The sequence below is a fragment of the Pseudonocardia nigra genome (assembly GCF_019396355.1).
GTDB classification, from domain to species: domain Bacteria; phylum Actinomycetota; class Actinomycetes; order Mycobacteriales; family Pseudonocardiaceae; genus Pseudonocardia; species Pseudonocardia nigra.
The window spans coordinates 1-14237 of the sequence record NZ_JAHKRK010000014.1 but is presented as its reverse complement, the minus strand read 5'-3'; the positions used below and the strand labels follow the sequence as shown (position 1 = coordinate 14237).

At 72.6% G+C, this 14237-nt stretch carries 13 protein-coding genes and 3 pseudogenes; 12 read left to right on the top strand and 4 right to left on the bottom strand.

What is annotated here, in order from left to right:
- Window positions 1-28: 28 nt before the first annotated feature.
- The 4 genes from KME75_RS05935 to KME75_RS05920 are packed head-to-tail and all read left to right on the top strand — an operon-like array spanning window position 29 to window position 2265.
- Window positions 29-586, top strand: coding sequence for an SDR family NAD(P)-dependent oxidoreductase (locus tag KME75_RS05935; RefSeq protein WP_219413513.1), 558 nt, complete (start codon window positions 29-31; stop codon window positions 584-586).
- Window positions 483-866, top strand: a complete 384-nt coding sequence (locus KME75_RS05930) for an SDR family NAD(P)-dependent oxidoreductase (RefSeq protein ID WP_219413557.1) — start codon at window positions 483-485, stop codon at window positions 864-866. Before KME75_RS05935 ends, KME75_RS05930 begins: the two co-directional genes overlap by 104 nt.
- Window positions 866-1903: an MBL fold metallo-hydrolase gene (locus KME75_RS05925; protein ID WP_219413512.1), complete on the top strand. Its 1038-nt coding sequence runs from the start codon at window positions 866-868 to the stop codon at window positions 1901-1903. Before KME75_RS05930 ends, KME75_RS05925 begins: the two co-directional genes overlap by 1 nt.
- 47 nt (window positions 1904-1950) lie before the next feature.
- On the top strand, window positions 1951-2265 hold the full coding sequence (locus KME75_RS05920) for a nucleotidyltransferase family protein (protein WP_219413511.1): 315 nt from the start codon (window positions 1951-1953) through the stop codon (window positions 2263-2265).
- Between the two features lie 107 nt (window positions 2266-2372).
- On the opposite strand, the gene KME75_RS42680 is transcribed toward KME75_RS05920, so the two are convergent.
- Both KME75_RS42680 and KME75_RS05915 read right to left on the bottom strand, forming a co-directional pair.
- Window positions 2373-2576: an acyl-CoA carboxylase biotin carboxyl carrier protein subunit gene (locus KME75_RS42680; RefSeq protein ID WP_246631559.1), complete on the bottom strand. Its 204-nt coding sequence runs from the start codon at window positions 2574-2576 to the stop codon at window positions 2373-2375.
- 306 nt (window positions 2577-2882) lie between these two features.
- A pseudogene (locus tag KME75_RS05915) lies at window positions 2883-4111 on the bottom strand (acetyl-CoA carboxylase biotin carboxylase subunit); the annotation flags it as partial.
- 224 nt (window positions 4112-4335) lie between these two features.
- On the opposite strand from KME75_RS05915, the gene KME75_RS05910 reads away from it, so the two are divergent.
- From KME75_RS05910 to KME75_RS05875, 8 genes and pseudogenes are all read left to right on the top strand, one after another.
- Window positions 4336-5850: an acyl-CoA carboxylase subunit beta gene (locus KME75_RS05910; RefSeq protein ID WP_219413510.1), complete on the top strand. Its 1515-nt coding sequence runs from the start codon at window positions 4336-4338 to the stop codon at window positions 5848-5850.
- Complete coding sequence (locus KME75_RS05905; protein ID WP_219413509.1) at window positions 5847-6620, top strand: enoyl-CoA hydratase/isomerase family protein; 774 nt, start codon at window positions 5847-5849, stop codon at window positions 6618-6620. Before KME75_RS05910 ends, KME75_RS05905 begins: the two co-directional genes overlap by 4 nt.
- Entirely contained in the window at window positions 6620-7402 is a 783-nt protein-coding gene (locus tag KME75_RS05900) for a nuclear transport factor 2 family protein (protein WP_219413508.1), read from the top strand. Before KME75_RS05905 ends, KME75_RS05900 begins: the two co-directional genes overlap by 1 nt.
- Window positions 7399-8340 (top strand): LLM class flavin-dependent oxidoreductase, encoded by a 942-nt coding sequence (locus tag KME75_RS05895; RefSeq protein ID WP_308282588.1) that lies wholly within the window; start codon window positions 7399-7401, stop codon window positions 8338-8340. Before KME75_RS05900 ends, KME75_RS05895 begins: the two co-directional genes overlap by 4 nt.
- Window positions 8327-9574, top strand: coding sequence for a cytochrome P450 (locus KME75_RS05890; RefSeq protein ID WP_219413507.1), 1248 nt, complete (start codon window positions 8327-8329; stop codon window positions 9572-9574). The genes KME75_RS05895 and KME75_RS05890 overlap by 14 nt, the downstream gene beginning before the upstream one ends.
- A gap of 10 nt (window positions 9575-9584) precedes the next feature.
- A complete protein-coding gene (locus tag KME75_RS05885; protein WP_219413506.1) occupies window positions 9585-9785 on the top strand; it encodes a ferredoxin in 201 nt (66 codons plus the stop codon).
- A 1-nt stretch (window position 9786) separates the two neighbouring features.
- A pseudogene (locus KME75_RS05880) lies at window positions 9787-10934 on the top strand (thiolase family protein).
- Entirely contained in the window at window positions 10934-12085 is a 1152-nt protein-coding gene (locus tag KME75_RS05875; protein ID WP_219413505.1) for an acyl-CoA dehydrogenase family protein, read from the top strand. The pseudogene KME75_RS05880 and the gene KME75_RS05875 overlap by 1 nt, the downstream one beginning before the upstream one ends.
- 417 nt (window positions 12086-12502) lie before the next feature.
- On the opposite strand, the pseudogene KME75_RS42675 reads toward KME75_RS05875, so the two are convergent.
- Both KME75_RS42675 and KME75_RS45665 read right to left on the bottom strand, forming a co-directional pair.
- Window positions 12503-12721 (bottom strand): annotated as a pseudogene (locus tag KME75_RS42675) (DDE-type integrase/transposase/recombinase); the annotation flags it as partial.
- A gap of 106 nt (window positions 12722-12827) precedes the next feature.
- A complete protein-coding gene (locus KME75_RS45665) occupies window positions 12828-13904 on the bottom strand; it encodes a reverse transcriptase domain-containing protein (protein ID WP_219413503.1) in 1077 nt (358 codons plus the stop codon).
- Between the last annotated feature and the right edge of the window lie 333 nt (window positions 13905-14237).

Below are 14237 nucleotides of genomic sequence, written 5' to 3'. Positions count from 1 at the left end.
GTCACCGCATCCGACCGACAGGAGCCCCGTGTCCGCGCCGTACGCCGCCCCCGATCGCACCGCCGCGCCGTTGGCCGGCCGCACCGCGCTGGTGACCGGCGGTTCCCGGGGGGTCGGCCGCGCCGTGGCGCTGCGGCTGGCCGCCGACGGCGCTGCCGTCGCGGTGAACTACCGGCGCGACGGCGCGGCCGCCGACGAGGTCGTCGCGGCGATCGAGGCCGCAGGCGGCCGGGCGCGCGCCTACTGCGCGCCCGTGGACGACCTGGAGTCGATCTCTGCGCTGCCCGAGCGGGTCCAGGCCGACCTCGGCCCGGTCGACCTGCTCGTCAGCAACGCGGGAACGGCCGGCCGCGGCACCGCCGTCGCCGACACCGACGACGCCGAATACCTGCGGCTGCTGCGGGTGCACGTGCTGGGTCCCCTGGCCCTGGTCCGCGCCCTGCTGCCCGGGATGCGCGCGGCCGGGCGGGCCGGCCGACGTCATCGTCGTCTCGAGCGCGATCGTCGACACCGCACCGCCGGGCGGCGCGGCCTACACGATGGCGAAGTCCGCCCTGGAAACGGCCGCCCGCACGCTCGCCCGTGAGGAGCGGGCACACGGACTGCACGTCAACATCGTGGCGCCCGGCCTCGTCGCCACCGACATGGGCGAGCGGCTCGTGGCCGCCACCACGGGCGGTGCCACCGTCGCCGAGCTCGACGCCGGCTATCCGTTCGGGCGCGTCGCGCGGCCCGACGACGTCGCGGGCGTCGTCGCCTTCCTCGCATCGGCCGACGCCGGCTACGTCACCGGCCAGCGGGTCCTGGTCGACGGCGGCGGGCCCGATGCCGGCATCGTCACCGCACCGGCAGATCGCGGGTCCTGATGCGGGTCCGCCCCGACGAACCGGACCTGCTCTGGAGCACGCCCGGCGTCTACGCGGTGGCGCCCGGGGTGCACCGGATCCCGTTGCCGCTGCCCGGCGACGCGCTCAAGGCCGTGAACGTCTACGCCCTCGACCTCGATCGCGACGGCGGCACCCTGCTCGTCGACGCCGGGCAGATCCGCAGCGGCGCCGACGAGCTGCTGGCGGCGGGGCTGGCCGCGCTCGGCCGGAAGCCGTCGGACGTGCGTCGGGTGCTGGTCACCCACGTGCACCGGGACCACTACACCCTCGCGGTCGAGTGGCGCCGCGGGCACGGCGCCGAGGTGGCACTCGGCATCGGCGAGCGGGACTCGCTGCACGTCGCGGGAGGCCCGGCGCACGCCCTCGACCCGCAGCTGGCCGCCTTGCGTCGTTGCGGCGCCGACGAGCTGGTGCGTCAGCTGTCCGCCTACGACGGACGCGACGGCATGCCGCGCGACATCTGGGAGGAGCCCGACGACTGGCTCGCCGACGGTGCCGTGCTGCCCGCGGGTGACCGCGACCTGCAGGCCGTGGAGACACCGGGCCACACCCGCGGCCACCTCGTCTACCACGACGCCTCGGGCGGGCTGCTCTTCGCAGGCGACCACGTGCTGCCCCACATCACCCCGTCGATCGGGTTCGAGGCGGTCCGCGCCCCGCACCCGCTGCGGGACTACCTCGGCTCGCTGCGCCGGGTCCGAGGCATGCCCGACGCGCGACTGCTCCCGGCCCACGGGCGGGTCATCGCGAGCGCGCACGCCCGGATCGACGAGCTGCTCGAACACCACGACGCCCGGCTGAGCGCCACGGAGCGGGCCATCCGATCCGGTCGGAACACCGCCGCCTGTGTGGCAGGCGGTCTCACCTGGACCCGCCGGGACCGGACGCTGGCCGAGTTGGACCCGTTCCACCGGATGCTCGCGGTGCTGGAGACCGAGTCGCACCTCGACCTGCTCGCCTTACAGGGCAGGCTGGTCGGCGAGGACGTGGACGGGGTGCGGCACTACCGGGCGTAGACTGATCAGGTCCGTCAATGGTTGCGACCGGGATGGGGAGGCCGACTGTGCTGATCGATGCACCGCGCCGCGCGGTCAGCCTCGCCGAGGTCCGAGCCGATGGACCAGAGATCCAGCGCCTCGTTCGACAGTTCGGCGTGCGCAACGTCCGCGTGTTCGGTTCCGTCGCTCGTGGGCAGGCCGGCGCCGAGAGCGACCTCGACCTGCTGGTCGACCTGGAGCCGGGTCACGGATACCTCGATCTCGCGGGCTTCGCCCTGGTCGTCGAGGACCTACTGGGGGTGTTCACGCAAGTGGCTACCGTCGGCGGGCTGAAGGTCCGGATCAGGGAGCGGGTTCTGCGGGAGGCCGTCGCGCTATGAGGCGTGGCGAGGAGCGACTTGCGGACATCCTCGATTCCTCGACTGGCGGCTTCGGTTCGACAGATTCTCGATGAGAGCGGCTCGCCGTCCGGCTGACTGAGACCGCCTCAGCCCTCGTCCGGAGCCAGGACGACCAGCGGCCTGCCCGCGCCGATCGCGTCACCGGGGGAGACCAGCACCTCCGACACCGTCCCGGCAGCGTCCGACCGCACCTCGATCTCCATCTTCATGGCCTCGAGCACCGCGAGCACGTCGCCCGCGGCGACGGGCTGCCCGACCGCCACCGGGACGGCGACGACGGTGGCGTCCATCGGCGCGACCGGCGGCGCCCCCGGCCCGGTCGTGCCGGGCCCGGACCCGGCGCGGGAGCGGGACGGCCGACCGGCGGCCGTGCCGGTCGCACCCGCGGGCCGCGGCCGCCCGTACACGGCAACCTCGACCGGCCCCCGGTCGGTGGCGATCCGCACCCGGCGGACCGGGACGCCGGGCGTGGCCGGAGCCGGGAAAGCCGCCGCCGTGGCCGGTCGCAGCGCCGGATCCGGCGGCCACTCCCGCGCGACCGAGCCGGTGTCGTGGGTCCCGGCCGCGAACGACTCCGAGGCGAGGACCTCTCGCAGGTACGGGGCGGTGGTCGGGACGCCGACCACCCGGAGCTCGTCGAGCGCTCCGATCAGCCGGCGCCGGGCGACGTCGCGGTCGGTCCCCCAAGCGAGCACCTTGCCGAACATCGAGTCGTATTCGGCGGCCACGGTGTCGCCGCTCTCGATCCCCATGTCGTTGCGCAACCACGGCCCCTGCGGGAGCGCGAGCTCGCGCACGCTGCCGGGAGCCGGTCGGAACCCCTCCCACGGGTCCTCGGCCGCGATCCGGGCCTGGATGGCGTGCCCGTCGATCCGCACGTCGTCGGCGGAGAACGACAGCGGCTCGCCGGCGGCGATCCGCAGCTGTGCCGCGACCAGGTCGACGCCGGTGACCATCTCGGTGACGCCGTGCTCGACCTGCAGCCGCGTGTTCATCTCCAGGAAGAAGTACTCGCCGGTGGCCGGCAGCACGAGGAACTCGACCGTCCCCGCCCCCTCGTAGCCGACGGAGCGGGCGACCCGCAGCGCGGCGTCGCGCAGTGCCGCACGCAGCTGCGGGGCGAGCCCGGGTGCCGGGGCCTCCTCGATCAGCTTCTGGTGGCGGCGCTGCACGGAGCAGTCGCGGTCGCCGAGGTGGACCACGTGCCGTGGGTGTCGGCGAGCACCTGGACCTCGACGTGGCGCGGCCGTTCCAGGTAGCGCTCGACGTGCACCTCGCCGCGGCCGAACGCCGCCTGCGCCTCGCGGCCGGCCGCGGTGAGCGCATCGGCGAGCCCGGCGGCGTCGTGCACCACGCGCATCCCGCGCCCACCGCCACCGAAGGACGCCTTGACCACCACCGGCCAGCCGAGCCGCTGCGCCACTGCCGCCACGCCCGCCGGGTCGGTCGGGTCGACCGGCCCGTCGCTGCCGGGGGCGACCGGCACGCCGCACCCCGTGGCCACCGCCCGTGCGGCGACCTTGTCGCCCATCCGGGCGACGACCTCCGCCGGAGGCCCGACGAACCTGAACCCGGCGGCCACCGTCGCGGCGGCGAACCCGGCGTCCTCCGACAGCAGCCCGTAGCCGGGGTGCACGGCATCCGCGCCCGCGGCCTTGGCGGCACCCAGCAGCGCGTCGATGTCCAGGTAGGACTGCCGGGCCGGCGCCGGGCCGACCCGGTGGGCCTCGTCGGCGAGCCTGGCGTGCAGCGCATCGGCGTCGGCGTCGCTGTACACGGCGGCCGTGCGGAGGCCCAGCTCCCGGCAGGACCGGATGATGCGCACCGCGATCTCGCCGCGGTTGGCCACCAGCACGGTCCCGATTGCGTGACGCTCCACGTTCCGCTCCACTTCGGTCAGGCCGGTGGCCTTGCGTCCATCGTCCGCTGCCCCCACTGTCTACCAATCGGCCGTCTGGTAGTCTAGCGTGTGCCCGGCCGACACTCCTACCCGATGCGCGCGGAGGTCTCGTGACTCTCGAGAGCGTTGACGCGCGACCCGCAGCCTCGATGGCGGACAGGATCGCGCACCTGCGGGAGCGGCGCGAGCGCGCGCTGGAGATGGGTGGGCCCGACGGCCTGCGCAAGCACCGCGAGTCCGGCAGGCTGCCGGTGCGCGAGCGCATCGACATGCTCGTCGACCCGGAGTCCTGGTTCGAGATCGGCGCGCTCGCGCTGCCCGAGCGCCGCACCGCCAAGCACATCCCCGGCGACGCCGTGGTCACGGGGTTCGGGCTGCTCGACGGCCGCCGCATCGGGGTGATCGGGATCGACGCGAGCGTCGTGGCCGGCACCACCGCGCCGACCAGCATGCGCAAGCAGGGCAGGCTCATCGAGCACGCGCAGCGACACGGCTTCCCGCTCGTGCTGCTGTGCGACGCCGACGGTGGCCGGATGCCCGACGTCTCCGGCTGGCGGTTCTCCGGCCTGCCACTGGACTTCACGACGTTCCTCAAGCCGCCGCCCGGCGAGCCGGTCGTCCCGCGCGCCGCCGCGGTGCTCGGCCCGTCCTACGGTGACTCCGCGCTGCACGCCTCCACCGCGCACTTCGTCGTGATGCTCCGCTCGGCGTCGCTGGCCCTGTCCGGGCCGTCGGTCGTGCAGCCGGCGATCGGGGAGAGGGTCACCGACACCGAGCTCGGTGGCCCACAGGCGGCGACCGAGGCGGGCAACGCGCACCTCGTGGTCGAGACCGAGGCCGACGCGATGGACGCGATCGCGGCGTTCCTGTCCTACCTGCCGCCCAACTCCGCGCGGTCGGCCCCGGTGGCCCCGCCGCTGCCGCCCGCACGCGATCCCGCGGAGCTGGAGACGATCGTTCCGCTCGGGTCCCGCGCGGGCTACGACGTGCGTGACGTCTTCGCCTGCCTCGCCGACGAGGCGTCCGTCCTCCCGTGGGCCGACGGGTGGGGCGGGAGCGTGCTCTGCGCGCTGGCCCGGATCGAGGGCCGGCCGGTCGGGCTCGTCGGCAACCAGCCCATCGTCCGGGCCGGCGCGCTCGACCCGCCCGCCCTGGCGAAGGAGCGGACGTTCGTCGACCTGTGCGACACCTTCGGCTTGCCGCTCGTGTTCCTGCACGACGTCCCCGGGCTGATGATCGGCACCCAGGCCGAGCGGGGCGGCATCCTGCACGGCTACGAGGCGCTCGTCTCGCGAATCGCCGAGGCGCGCGTGCCCAAGGTCGGCGTCGTGCTGCGCAAGGCCTACGGCGGCGGGCACTTCGCGATGGGCGGGCGCCCGACCCGCCCCGACTTCCTGTACGCGTGGCCCTCGGCCGAGCTCGGCTTCATGGCGCCGGAGACCGGGATCCGCACGATCCACCGGCGGCGGCTGGAGAAGGTGCTCGCCGAGGACGGCCCGGACGCGCACGCCGCGCTGGTCGAGCAGCTCACCGCCGAGTGGATCAGCGAGGCAGAGCCGTGGGAGGCCGCCGCACACCTCTCGCTGGACGACGTGATCGAGCCCGCCGAGACGCGCCGGGTCGTCGCCACGAGCATCGACATCGTCCTCGGGGGAGCAGCATGACAAGACCGAACATCCGCGTCGAGACCGACGGCGGCGTCGCGGTCGTCACCATCGACGCACCGGAGAAGCTCAACGCGATGGGGCGCACGTTCTGGCCCGAGCTGCGCGCGGCGCTGGCGCGGCTCGAGGCCGACGGCAGTACCCGAGCCGTGATCATCACCGGCGCCGGCGAGAAGGCGTTCTCCGCGGGCGGGGACATCACGAGCTTCGCCGCCCTCTCCGATGTCGCGGCCAAGCGGGAGTTCCAGCAGGACTGCATGCGCACGTTCGCGGCTGTGGAGGAGTCGTCGCTGCCGGTGCTCGCCGCCGTGCAGGGCTACGCGATGGGCGGGGGGTGCGAGCTGGCGCTGGCCTGCGACGTGGTGCTCGCCGCGGACACCGCGGTGTTCGGCATGCCGGAGGCCGCGGTCGGGCTGGTGCCCGGTTTCGGGGTGCTGCGCGCACCGTCGGTGATCGGGCGCCAGTGGACGAAGCTGATGATGTTCGCGGGCGAGCGGGTGGACGCGCAGACGGCACGTGAGATCGGGCTGGTGCAGAAGGTCGTGCCCGCCGCCGAGCTGATGGCCAGTGCCCGCAAGCTCGCCGAGCGGATCGCGGCCGCGGCGCCGCTCGCGATCGCCACCGGCAAGCAGCTGGTCAACCGCGGTGTGGACCGTGGCGAGTTCGACCACTCGACGGCCGCGCTCACCACCCTGCATGCCACCGCGGACGCCGCGGAGGGCATCTCGGCCTTCACCGGCAAGCGTCCACCGAAATTCGAGGGCCGCTGATGGAACCGTTCGTCGCCCTGATACGCCGCTACGTGGTCGACTACACCAACCGGCACGACACCTCGGTGTGCGCCGAGATCATGGAGCCGGACTACGTGCTGCGGATGGGACCGCACGTCGTCGCGGGCCGCGACGGCGCGTACATCCCGGCGGCGCAGGCGCAGTTCCGGCAGTTTCCCGGGCTCGGCCTGACCGTGCACGAGATCGTCACCAACGGTGAGCGGCTCGCCATGCGGTTCTCCGAGCACGGCGCGTCCGTGCGGCACGGCGGTGCGGTCGCGGTGTGGGGCGGTCTCGGGCTGTATGCCTGGAACGGCACCAGGCTCACCGCGAACCTCGTGGAGCAGGACTACCTCGCGCGCCGCCGCCAGCTCGCCTCAAACGGGCCCGATGCCGTCGAGTCGCCTGCTCCGGCGCCGTGGGACACGACCGCGGAGCCGGTCGTTCCCGATGCGGAGCGGCTCGTTCGGGACTGGATCGCCGACGGCCTGCCCGGGGAGGCCGTCCGCTACGACGACGGCACTGCCGGCCCGAAGATCGACGACGTCGAGGTGGCGGTCGACGACCTGTTCTCGGCGGGTGACCGGGTGGCGTTCCGCATCACCCGGCGGGGCCACTACCTCGGAGGCCTGGACGAGCTCGCGGACCTGGCCCTCGGGGCCACGGCGGAGCTGCACATGGTCGGGCTCGTCACCGTGTCCGGCGGCCGGGTGACCGGCGGGCGGATCGTGCGCGACCGGCTCGGCCTCGCCCGCGCCCTTTCGCGGGGAGCGACTCGGTGATCCGCGTCGGGCTCTACTACGACGTGCGCAATCCCGGCCCGGCCCGCCCCTGGCCGCAGGTGTACGCCGACACGCTGCGCCGGATCGGCGAGGCCGAGGACCGCGGCGTGGACGCCGTGTGGCTCTCCGAGCACCACGGGTTCGCCGACGGCTACCTGCCCGCGCCGCTCACGTTCGCCGCGGCCGTGGCCGCCCGCACCACGCGGGTCCGGATCGGCACCGCGGTGGCGCTCGCCCCGCTGACCCATCCACTGGCGCTCGCCGAGCAGGCGGCGGTCGTCGACATCCTGTCCGGCGGCCGCCTCGAACTGGGGCTCGGCGCGGGCTGGCGCGAGCCCGAGTTCGCCGCCTTCGGAGCCGACTTCCGTGGCCGGTACGACGCGCTGGAGCGTGCCGTCGGGGACGTCGAGCGGTTCTGGCGCGATGGGACCGCCACCCCGCCGCCCGTTCAGCGCCCCATGCCGATGTGGGTGGGGGCCCGCGGCCCACGCGGCGCCCGTATCGCCGGGCGCACCGGCGCCGGCCTGCTGTGGATCGACCCCGAGCTGCTCGGGCCCTACCGCGACGGGCTGGCAGCGGGCGGGCACCCGGAGGATGCGGCCCGGATGGGCGGGCTGGTCAACGTCTTCCTCGCCGACGACCCGGACGCCGCCCGCGAGCGCATCCGCCCGGCGGGGCGGCACAACCGCAGCAGCTACTCCGGCAACGACCGCGCCGCCGCCCGCTCGGAGTCCGCGTTCCCGCGGCTGACCGTGCTCACCGTGCAGGACGCCGCGGCGCACATCGCCGAACGCACCGCCGGCCTGCCCGTCACCGACGTCTTCTGCTTCGGCGACATCGGCGGGCTCGACCCCGACCTCGTCGATCGGCACGTCGAGCTGGTGGCCACCCTGCCCGCGCTGCTGGAGGAGAGGACGGTGGCACATGCCGCTTCCTGACGACCTGCTGAGCCCCGAGGCCACCGCGGACCCGCACGCTGTGCTGGCGGCGCTGCGCGAGCACGACCCGGTGCACTGGAGCGAGGCGCACCGGGCGTGGCTGCTGACCCGCTACGACGACGTGTCCGCGGCGTTCCAGAACAAGGCACTGTCCAACGACCGGGTGCGCCCGCTGCTGGCGGCACGTCGGGGTCACGCTCCGTCGACGTCGGACCAGGTGCTGGAGCTGCTGGCCTCGTGGATGGTGGTGAGCGACCCGCCTGCCCACACGCGGCTGCGAAAGCTGGCCGGTGGGGCGTTCAAGGCGCAGCGCATCTCGGCGATGGACGCGCAGATCGAACGGCTCGTCGACGACCTGCTCGACACGTTCGTCGCCGGTGCGCCTGCCGGCAGCGACCTCATCTCCGACGTCGCCTACCCGCTGCCGGCCACGGTGATCGCGACCATGCTGGGCGCACCGGTGGCCGATCGCGACCGGTTCCGGGACTGGTCCGACGAGCTCGCCCTCGTGGCTTTCGGTACCGGAGGCGAGGCCCGTGCGGACCGGCACGAGCGGGCACTGCGCGGGCTGCGGGAGATGGACGCCTACTTCCGCGACCTCATCGCGGTGCGCCGCCGCGATCCCGGCGAGGACATGCTCACCGCGATGATGGCCACCGACCCCGACGACCCCGGCGACCGGCTCGCCGACGACGAGCTCGTCGCGATGTGCGCCCTTCTGCTCTTCGCCGGCCACGAGACCACCACCAACTCCATCGCCAACGCCACGCTCGCGCTCCTGCGCCATCCCGACCAGCTCGAGCTGTTGCGGGACCGGCCCGACCTGCTGGCGCCCGCCGTGGAGGAGCTGCTGCGGTTCGACGGGCCGATCAAGGTGTTGAACCGGTGGGTGGTCGCCGAGACCGAGATCGCGGGCTGCGTGATCTCGCCGGGCCAGCGCGTGCACCTGGTGCTGGCGGCGGCGAACCGGGACCCTGCGCGCTTCGACGATCCCGACCGGCTCGACCTCACCCGCAGCCCCAACCCGCACGTCGCGTTCGGCAAGGGCATCCACGCGTGCATCGGGGCGCAACTGGCCCGGATGGAGACCCGGATCGCGGTGGGGCGCATCGTCGCGCGGCTGCCCGGCATGCGGCTGGCCGGCGAGCCGGTGTGGAAGGACAGCCTCGCGTCACGCTCCCTCGAGGCGCTGCCGGTGGCGCACGACGCCGGACGCAAGGCGGCCGTGGGATGAGAGGTACGGCATGAGGATCAGCGTGGACAACTCGGTGTGCGAGGCCCACAGTCAGTGCTACGTGGTCGATCCGGACCTGTTCCCGCTCGACGACGACGGCTACAGCGCGGTGGGGACCAACCGCCCGGTGCCGCCGGGCGAGGAGGAGCAGGCCCGGCTTGGGGTGGCGGCGTGCCCGGTGGCCGCGCTGCGGTTGGACGAGGAGGCGTGACATGCGGGATGCAGTGATCGTGGAGGCGGTGCGGGCACCGGTCGGAAAGCGCCATGGCGGCCTGTCCGGAGTGCACCCGGTGAACCTCTCGGCGCACGTTCTGAACGCCATCGTCGAGCGCGCCGGTGTCGATCCGGCCGTGGTCGACGACGTGGTCTGGGGCTGCGTGTCACAGGCCGGCGAGCAGACCTTCGACATCGCCCGCACCGCGGTGCTCGCGGCGGGGTGGCCGGAGTCCGTCACCGGGGTGACCGTGGACCGGCAGTGCGGGTCGAGCCAGCAGTCGGTGCACTTCGCGGCGGCCGGGCTGATCGCCGGGCACTACGACATGGTGGTGGCAGGCGGCGTGGAGTCAATGAGCCGCGTCACGATGGGTTCCGCGGCGCAGGGGCAGGACCCGTTCGGGGACCGGTTCCTGGCCCGCTACGACGGGGTTGCTCCGAACCAGGGCGTCGGCGCGGAGATGATCGCCGAGCGCTGGGGGTTCTCCCGGACCCAGGTCGACGAGTACTCCGTCGGATCGCACGAGAAGGCCGCCGCGGCGCAGGACGAGGGCCGGTTCGACGCGCAGATCGCGCCGGTCACCCTGGGCGACGGCACAGTCGTGGCGCAGGACGAGGGGATCCGCCGCGGTAGCAGCGTGGAGACGCTCGCCGGGCTCAAGACGGTGTTCAAGCCCGAGGGCGGCGTCATCACCGCGGGGAACTCCTCGCAGATCTCCGACGGATCGGCGGCGCTGCTGATGACCAGCAGCGAGAAGGCCCGTGAGCTGGGGCTCACCCCGATCGCCCGGGTGCACACGGCCGTGCTGGCCGGCGGCGACCCGGTGATCATGTTGACCGCCCCGATCCCGGCCACGCAGAAGGCGCTCGCGAAGTCGGGCCTGTCGATCGACGAGATTGGGGTCTTCGAGGTCAACGAGCGTTCGCGCCGGTGCCGCTGGCCTGGTTGGCCGAGCTGCGCGCCGACCCGAAGGCGGTCAATCCGAACGGCGGCGCGATCGCGCTCGGGCACCCGCTCGGCGGCTCCGGGGCTCGGCTGATGACCACGCTCGTGCATCACATGCGCGACCACGGCATCCGCTACGGCCTGCAGACGATGTGCGAGGGCGGTGGCCAGGCCAACGCCACCATCCTCGAGCTGCTCTGATGCACCGCACGCTGTACGAGGACGACCACGAGGCGTTCCGGGAGTCGTTCCGGCGGTTCCTGGACGCGGAAGTGGTGCCCCACCACGAGGAGTGGGAGGCCGCGGGGATCGTTCCCCGCGAGCTCTACGCCACGGCCGGGAAGTCGGGGTTCCTGGGCATGGAGGTGCCCGAGGAGTACGGCGGGGGCGGGGTGCGCGACTTCCGCTTCAACTCCGTGATGGCCGAGGAGGTGATGCGCTGTGGCGCGGCTGCCGCCGGCCTCGGGCTGACCCTGCACAACGACATCTGCCTGCCCTACTTCCTGGCGTTCTGCAACGACGAGCAGAAGCGGCGCTGGTTGCCCGGAATCTGTTCGGGCGAGCTGATTACGGGTATCGCGATGACCGAGCCCGGAACCGGCTCCGACCTCGCCTCGATCGCCACGACCGCGCGCCGCGAGGGCAATGAGTACGTCGTCAACGGGGCGAAGACGTTCATCACGAACGGCATCAACGCCGACCTGATGATCACGGCGGTGAAGACCGACCCCGGCCAGAAGCACAAGGGCATGAGCCTGCTGGTGCTCGAACGCGGCATGCCGGGCTTCGAGCGCGGCCGCAACCTCGACAAGCTCGGTCAGCACGCCCAGGACACCGCCGAGCTCTCGTTCACCCACGTACGAGTGCCGGTGGCCAACCTGCTCGGGCCGGACGAGGGCCAGGGATTCACCCAGCTCGTCACCAACCTGCCGCGGGAGCGGCTCTCGATCGCGATCGCCGGGGTGGCCGCCGCCCGCACCGCGCTGGAGCAGACGCTCGACTACGCCAAGCAGCGCACGGCCTTCGGTCAGCCCATCGGGTCGTTCCAGAACTCGCGGTTCGTCCTGGCCGAGCTCGCCACCGAGATCGATATCGCCGAGCACTACGTGGATGACTGCGTGCGCGCCCTGAACGCGGGCGAGCTCACTGCCGTCGACGCGTCCAAGGCGAAGTGGTGGTGTACCGAGCTGCAGGGCCGCGCTGTCGACCGGTGCCTGCAGTTGCACGGCGGATACGGCTACATGAACGAGTACCCGATCGCGCGCGCCTATGCCGACGCGCGGATCACCCGCATCTACGGCGGCACGACGGAGATCATGAAGGAGGTCATCGGTCGTTCGCTCGGCCTGTGACCGCGACGCTCAGGACTTGCGCTCCGCCTTCTCCTGCGCGTGCTTCTCCGTCCACGCGGCCAGTGCGTCGGCCTGCTTCGTGTTGAGCTCCTCCCAGCGGGCCTGCGCTGCGCGCTCGGCACCCAGGAGCCGGTCGGCGGAGCCCTGGAACCGGGGCATGACGTGCTGGGCGAACAACTCGTAGTGCCGGTTGATCGCCTCCGGCCGAGCCCACTCGTGGGCCATCATCAGGTAGCAGCCGAACCCGCCGTTGGACTGCTTGTACAGCTCATTGATCTTTGCTATGGCGTCGTCGGGGTGCCGATCACCCCGACCCCGCTCTCGTTCACCCAGGTCACGCGTTCCTCGAGGGTGTCGCCCAGCGGGTGGAACTGGGGCGCCGCCGCAGTGTGCTGCAGGTAGTCGAACCAGGCGGGCGTAGCGGATCGCGGTGGTCTGGCTGCCGGCGTCGCTGTGGTGCACGACCCCGGCGGTGTCGTGTCCGGCCTGGTTGCGGGTCCACAACGCCATCTCCAGTGCATCGAGCGGTAATTCGGTGGGCATGGTCGCGGTGGTGCGCCAGCCCACGATCCGCCGGGAGTACACATCGGAGACGAACGCGGTGAACACCGTGCCCGACCAGGTCGGCACGTAGGTGTAGGGGTCGGACCGCGGCGCCCTACCGGCCTTTCGGCCGGTGGGTTTCCGCGGCCCGCCCTCCGAGTGAACGTGCGGCTTCCACCGCATCCGGCTCTCCACGTGCTCATGCCACTGGAACAGGAACCCTGATCGGTGCGCTCGCCCATAATGTGGGAATGCGAGCGCCCCGGTAGCGATAGCGGACCACCGCCATGGTCGCCGGCCGGAACAGCTCGATCTTCCCGGTGCGGACCTGCCAACCGGGCAGGAACCGCCGGACCAGGGTGTGCATGTTCAGCCCGGCGTGTCGTTTGCGGAGCCAGCCGACGACCCGCCAGAGGGCGAAGTGGTCGACATAGTTGAAGGTCCGCGAGGACACGCCGTGGCGGAAGTAGGTGCACCAGCCCCGCAGCACCGGGTTCAACCGGCGCAGCAGGTCTGCGAGTGTTCGATGCTTCGCGCGGCGGGTCAGCGCCCGCACCTTGTCCACGATCGAGGCGAGCGCCTTCTTCGAGGGGTAGGTGTAGACCGCCCGCTTCCCGGTTCGGCTCCGCCAGGCCCGGCGCTGGATGTGCCAGCCCAGGAAGTCGAACCCCTCGTCGATGTGGCAGACCCTGGTCTTCTCCCTCGACAGGCGCAGGCCCATCGGCGCGAGCACCGCGCCGACTTCATCCCAGAGCGCTTCGGCGTCGGCGCGTTGCCCGGCGAGCAGGACCACGAAGTCATCCGCATAGCGGACAAGTTTCATGACCGCGCCGCCGGCGCGTCGGTGCTTGGCGCGCGTCCATGACGGTCCGAGCGCTTCCCACTTGTCGGCGAAGTGCTCGTCCAGCACGGACAGGGCGATGTTGGCCAGCAGCGGTGACAGGATCCCGCCCTGCGGGGTGCCGGTGATCGTCTCGCGGTTCAGGCCGTCCTCGGAAAGGATCCCGGCCCGCAGGAACGCCGTCACCCAGCCCAGCACGCGTTTGTCCCCGACCCGACGTCGCACCCGCCCCATCAAGGTGGTGTGGTCGATCTCGTCGAAGCACGCCGCGATATCGGCCTCGAACACCCACTCGTAGTTCCGACTGGGCGAGGCGAGGAAGTGAATCTCGGCGATCGCGTCCTGGGCCCGGCGCCTCGGACGGAAGCCATACGAGCATGGCTTGAAATCCGCCTCGAAGATCGGCTCGAGCACCAGCTTCAACACGGCCTGCACGACCCGATCTCGGTCGTCGGGATCCCCAGGCGCCGGACCTTTCCCGACGCCTTCGGGATCGTCTTCTCCCGCACCCGCTGCGGAACGAACGTCCCGGCCTTGAGATCTGCTCGCAGCCGGGACAGCAAGTCCGCAGCGCCGAAGCCGACCGATCGCGGAGCGATCCCGTCAACCCCGGCGGTGCGTGCACCCTTGTTGCCCGCACCCCACGGTCGTTTCAAGATCGTCATGTGAGTTTGAGGATCTTGAAGGGGCGGGTCATGTTCCGGGCGGCTTCTCGGGTTGTCTCGGTGATGTCGCGTCGACCGGTGAGCCGGATGGCTCCGACTGCGA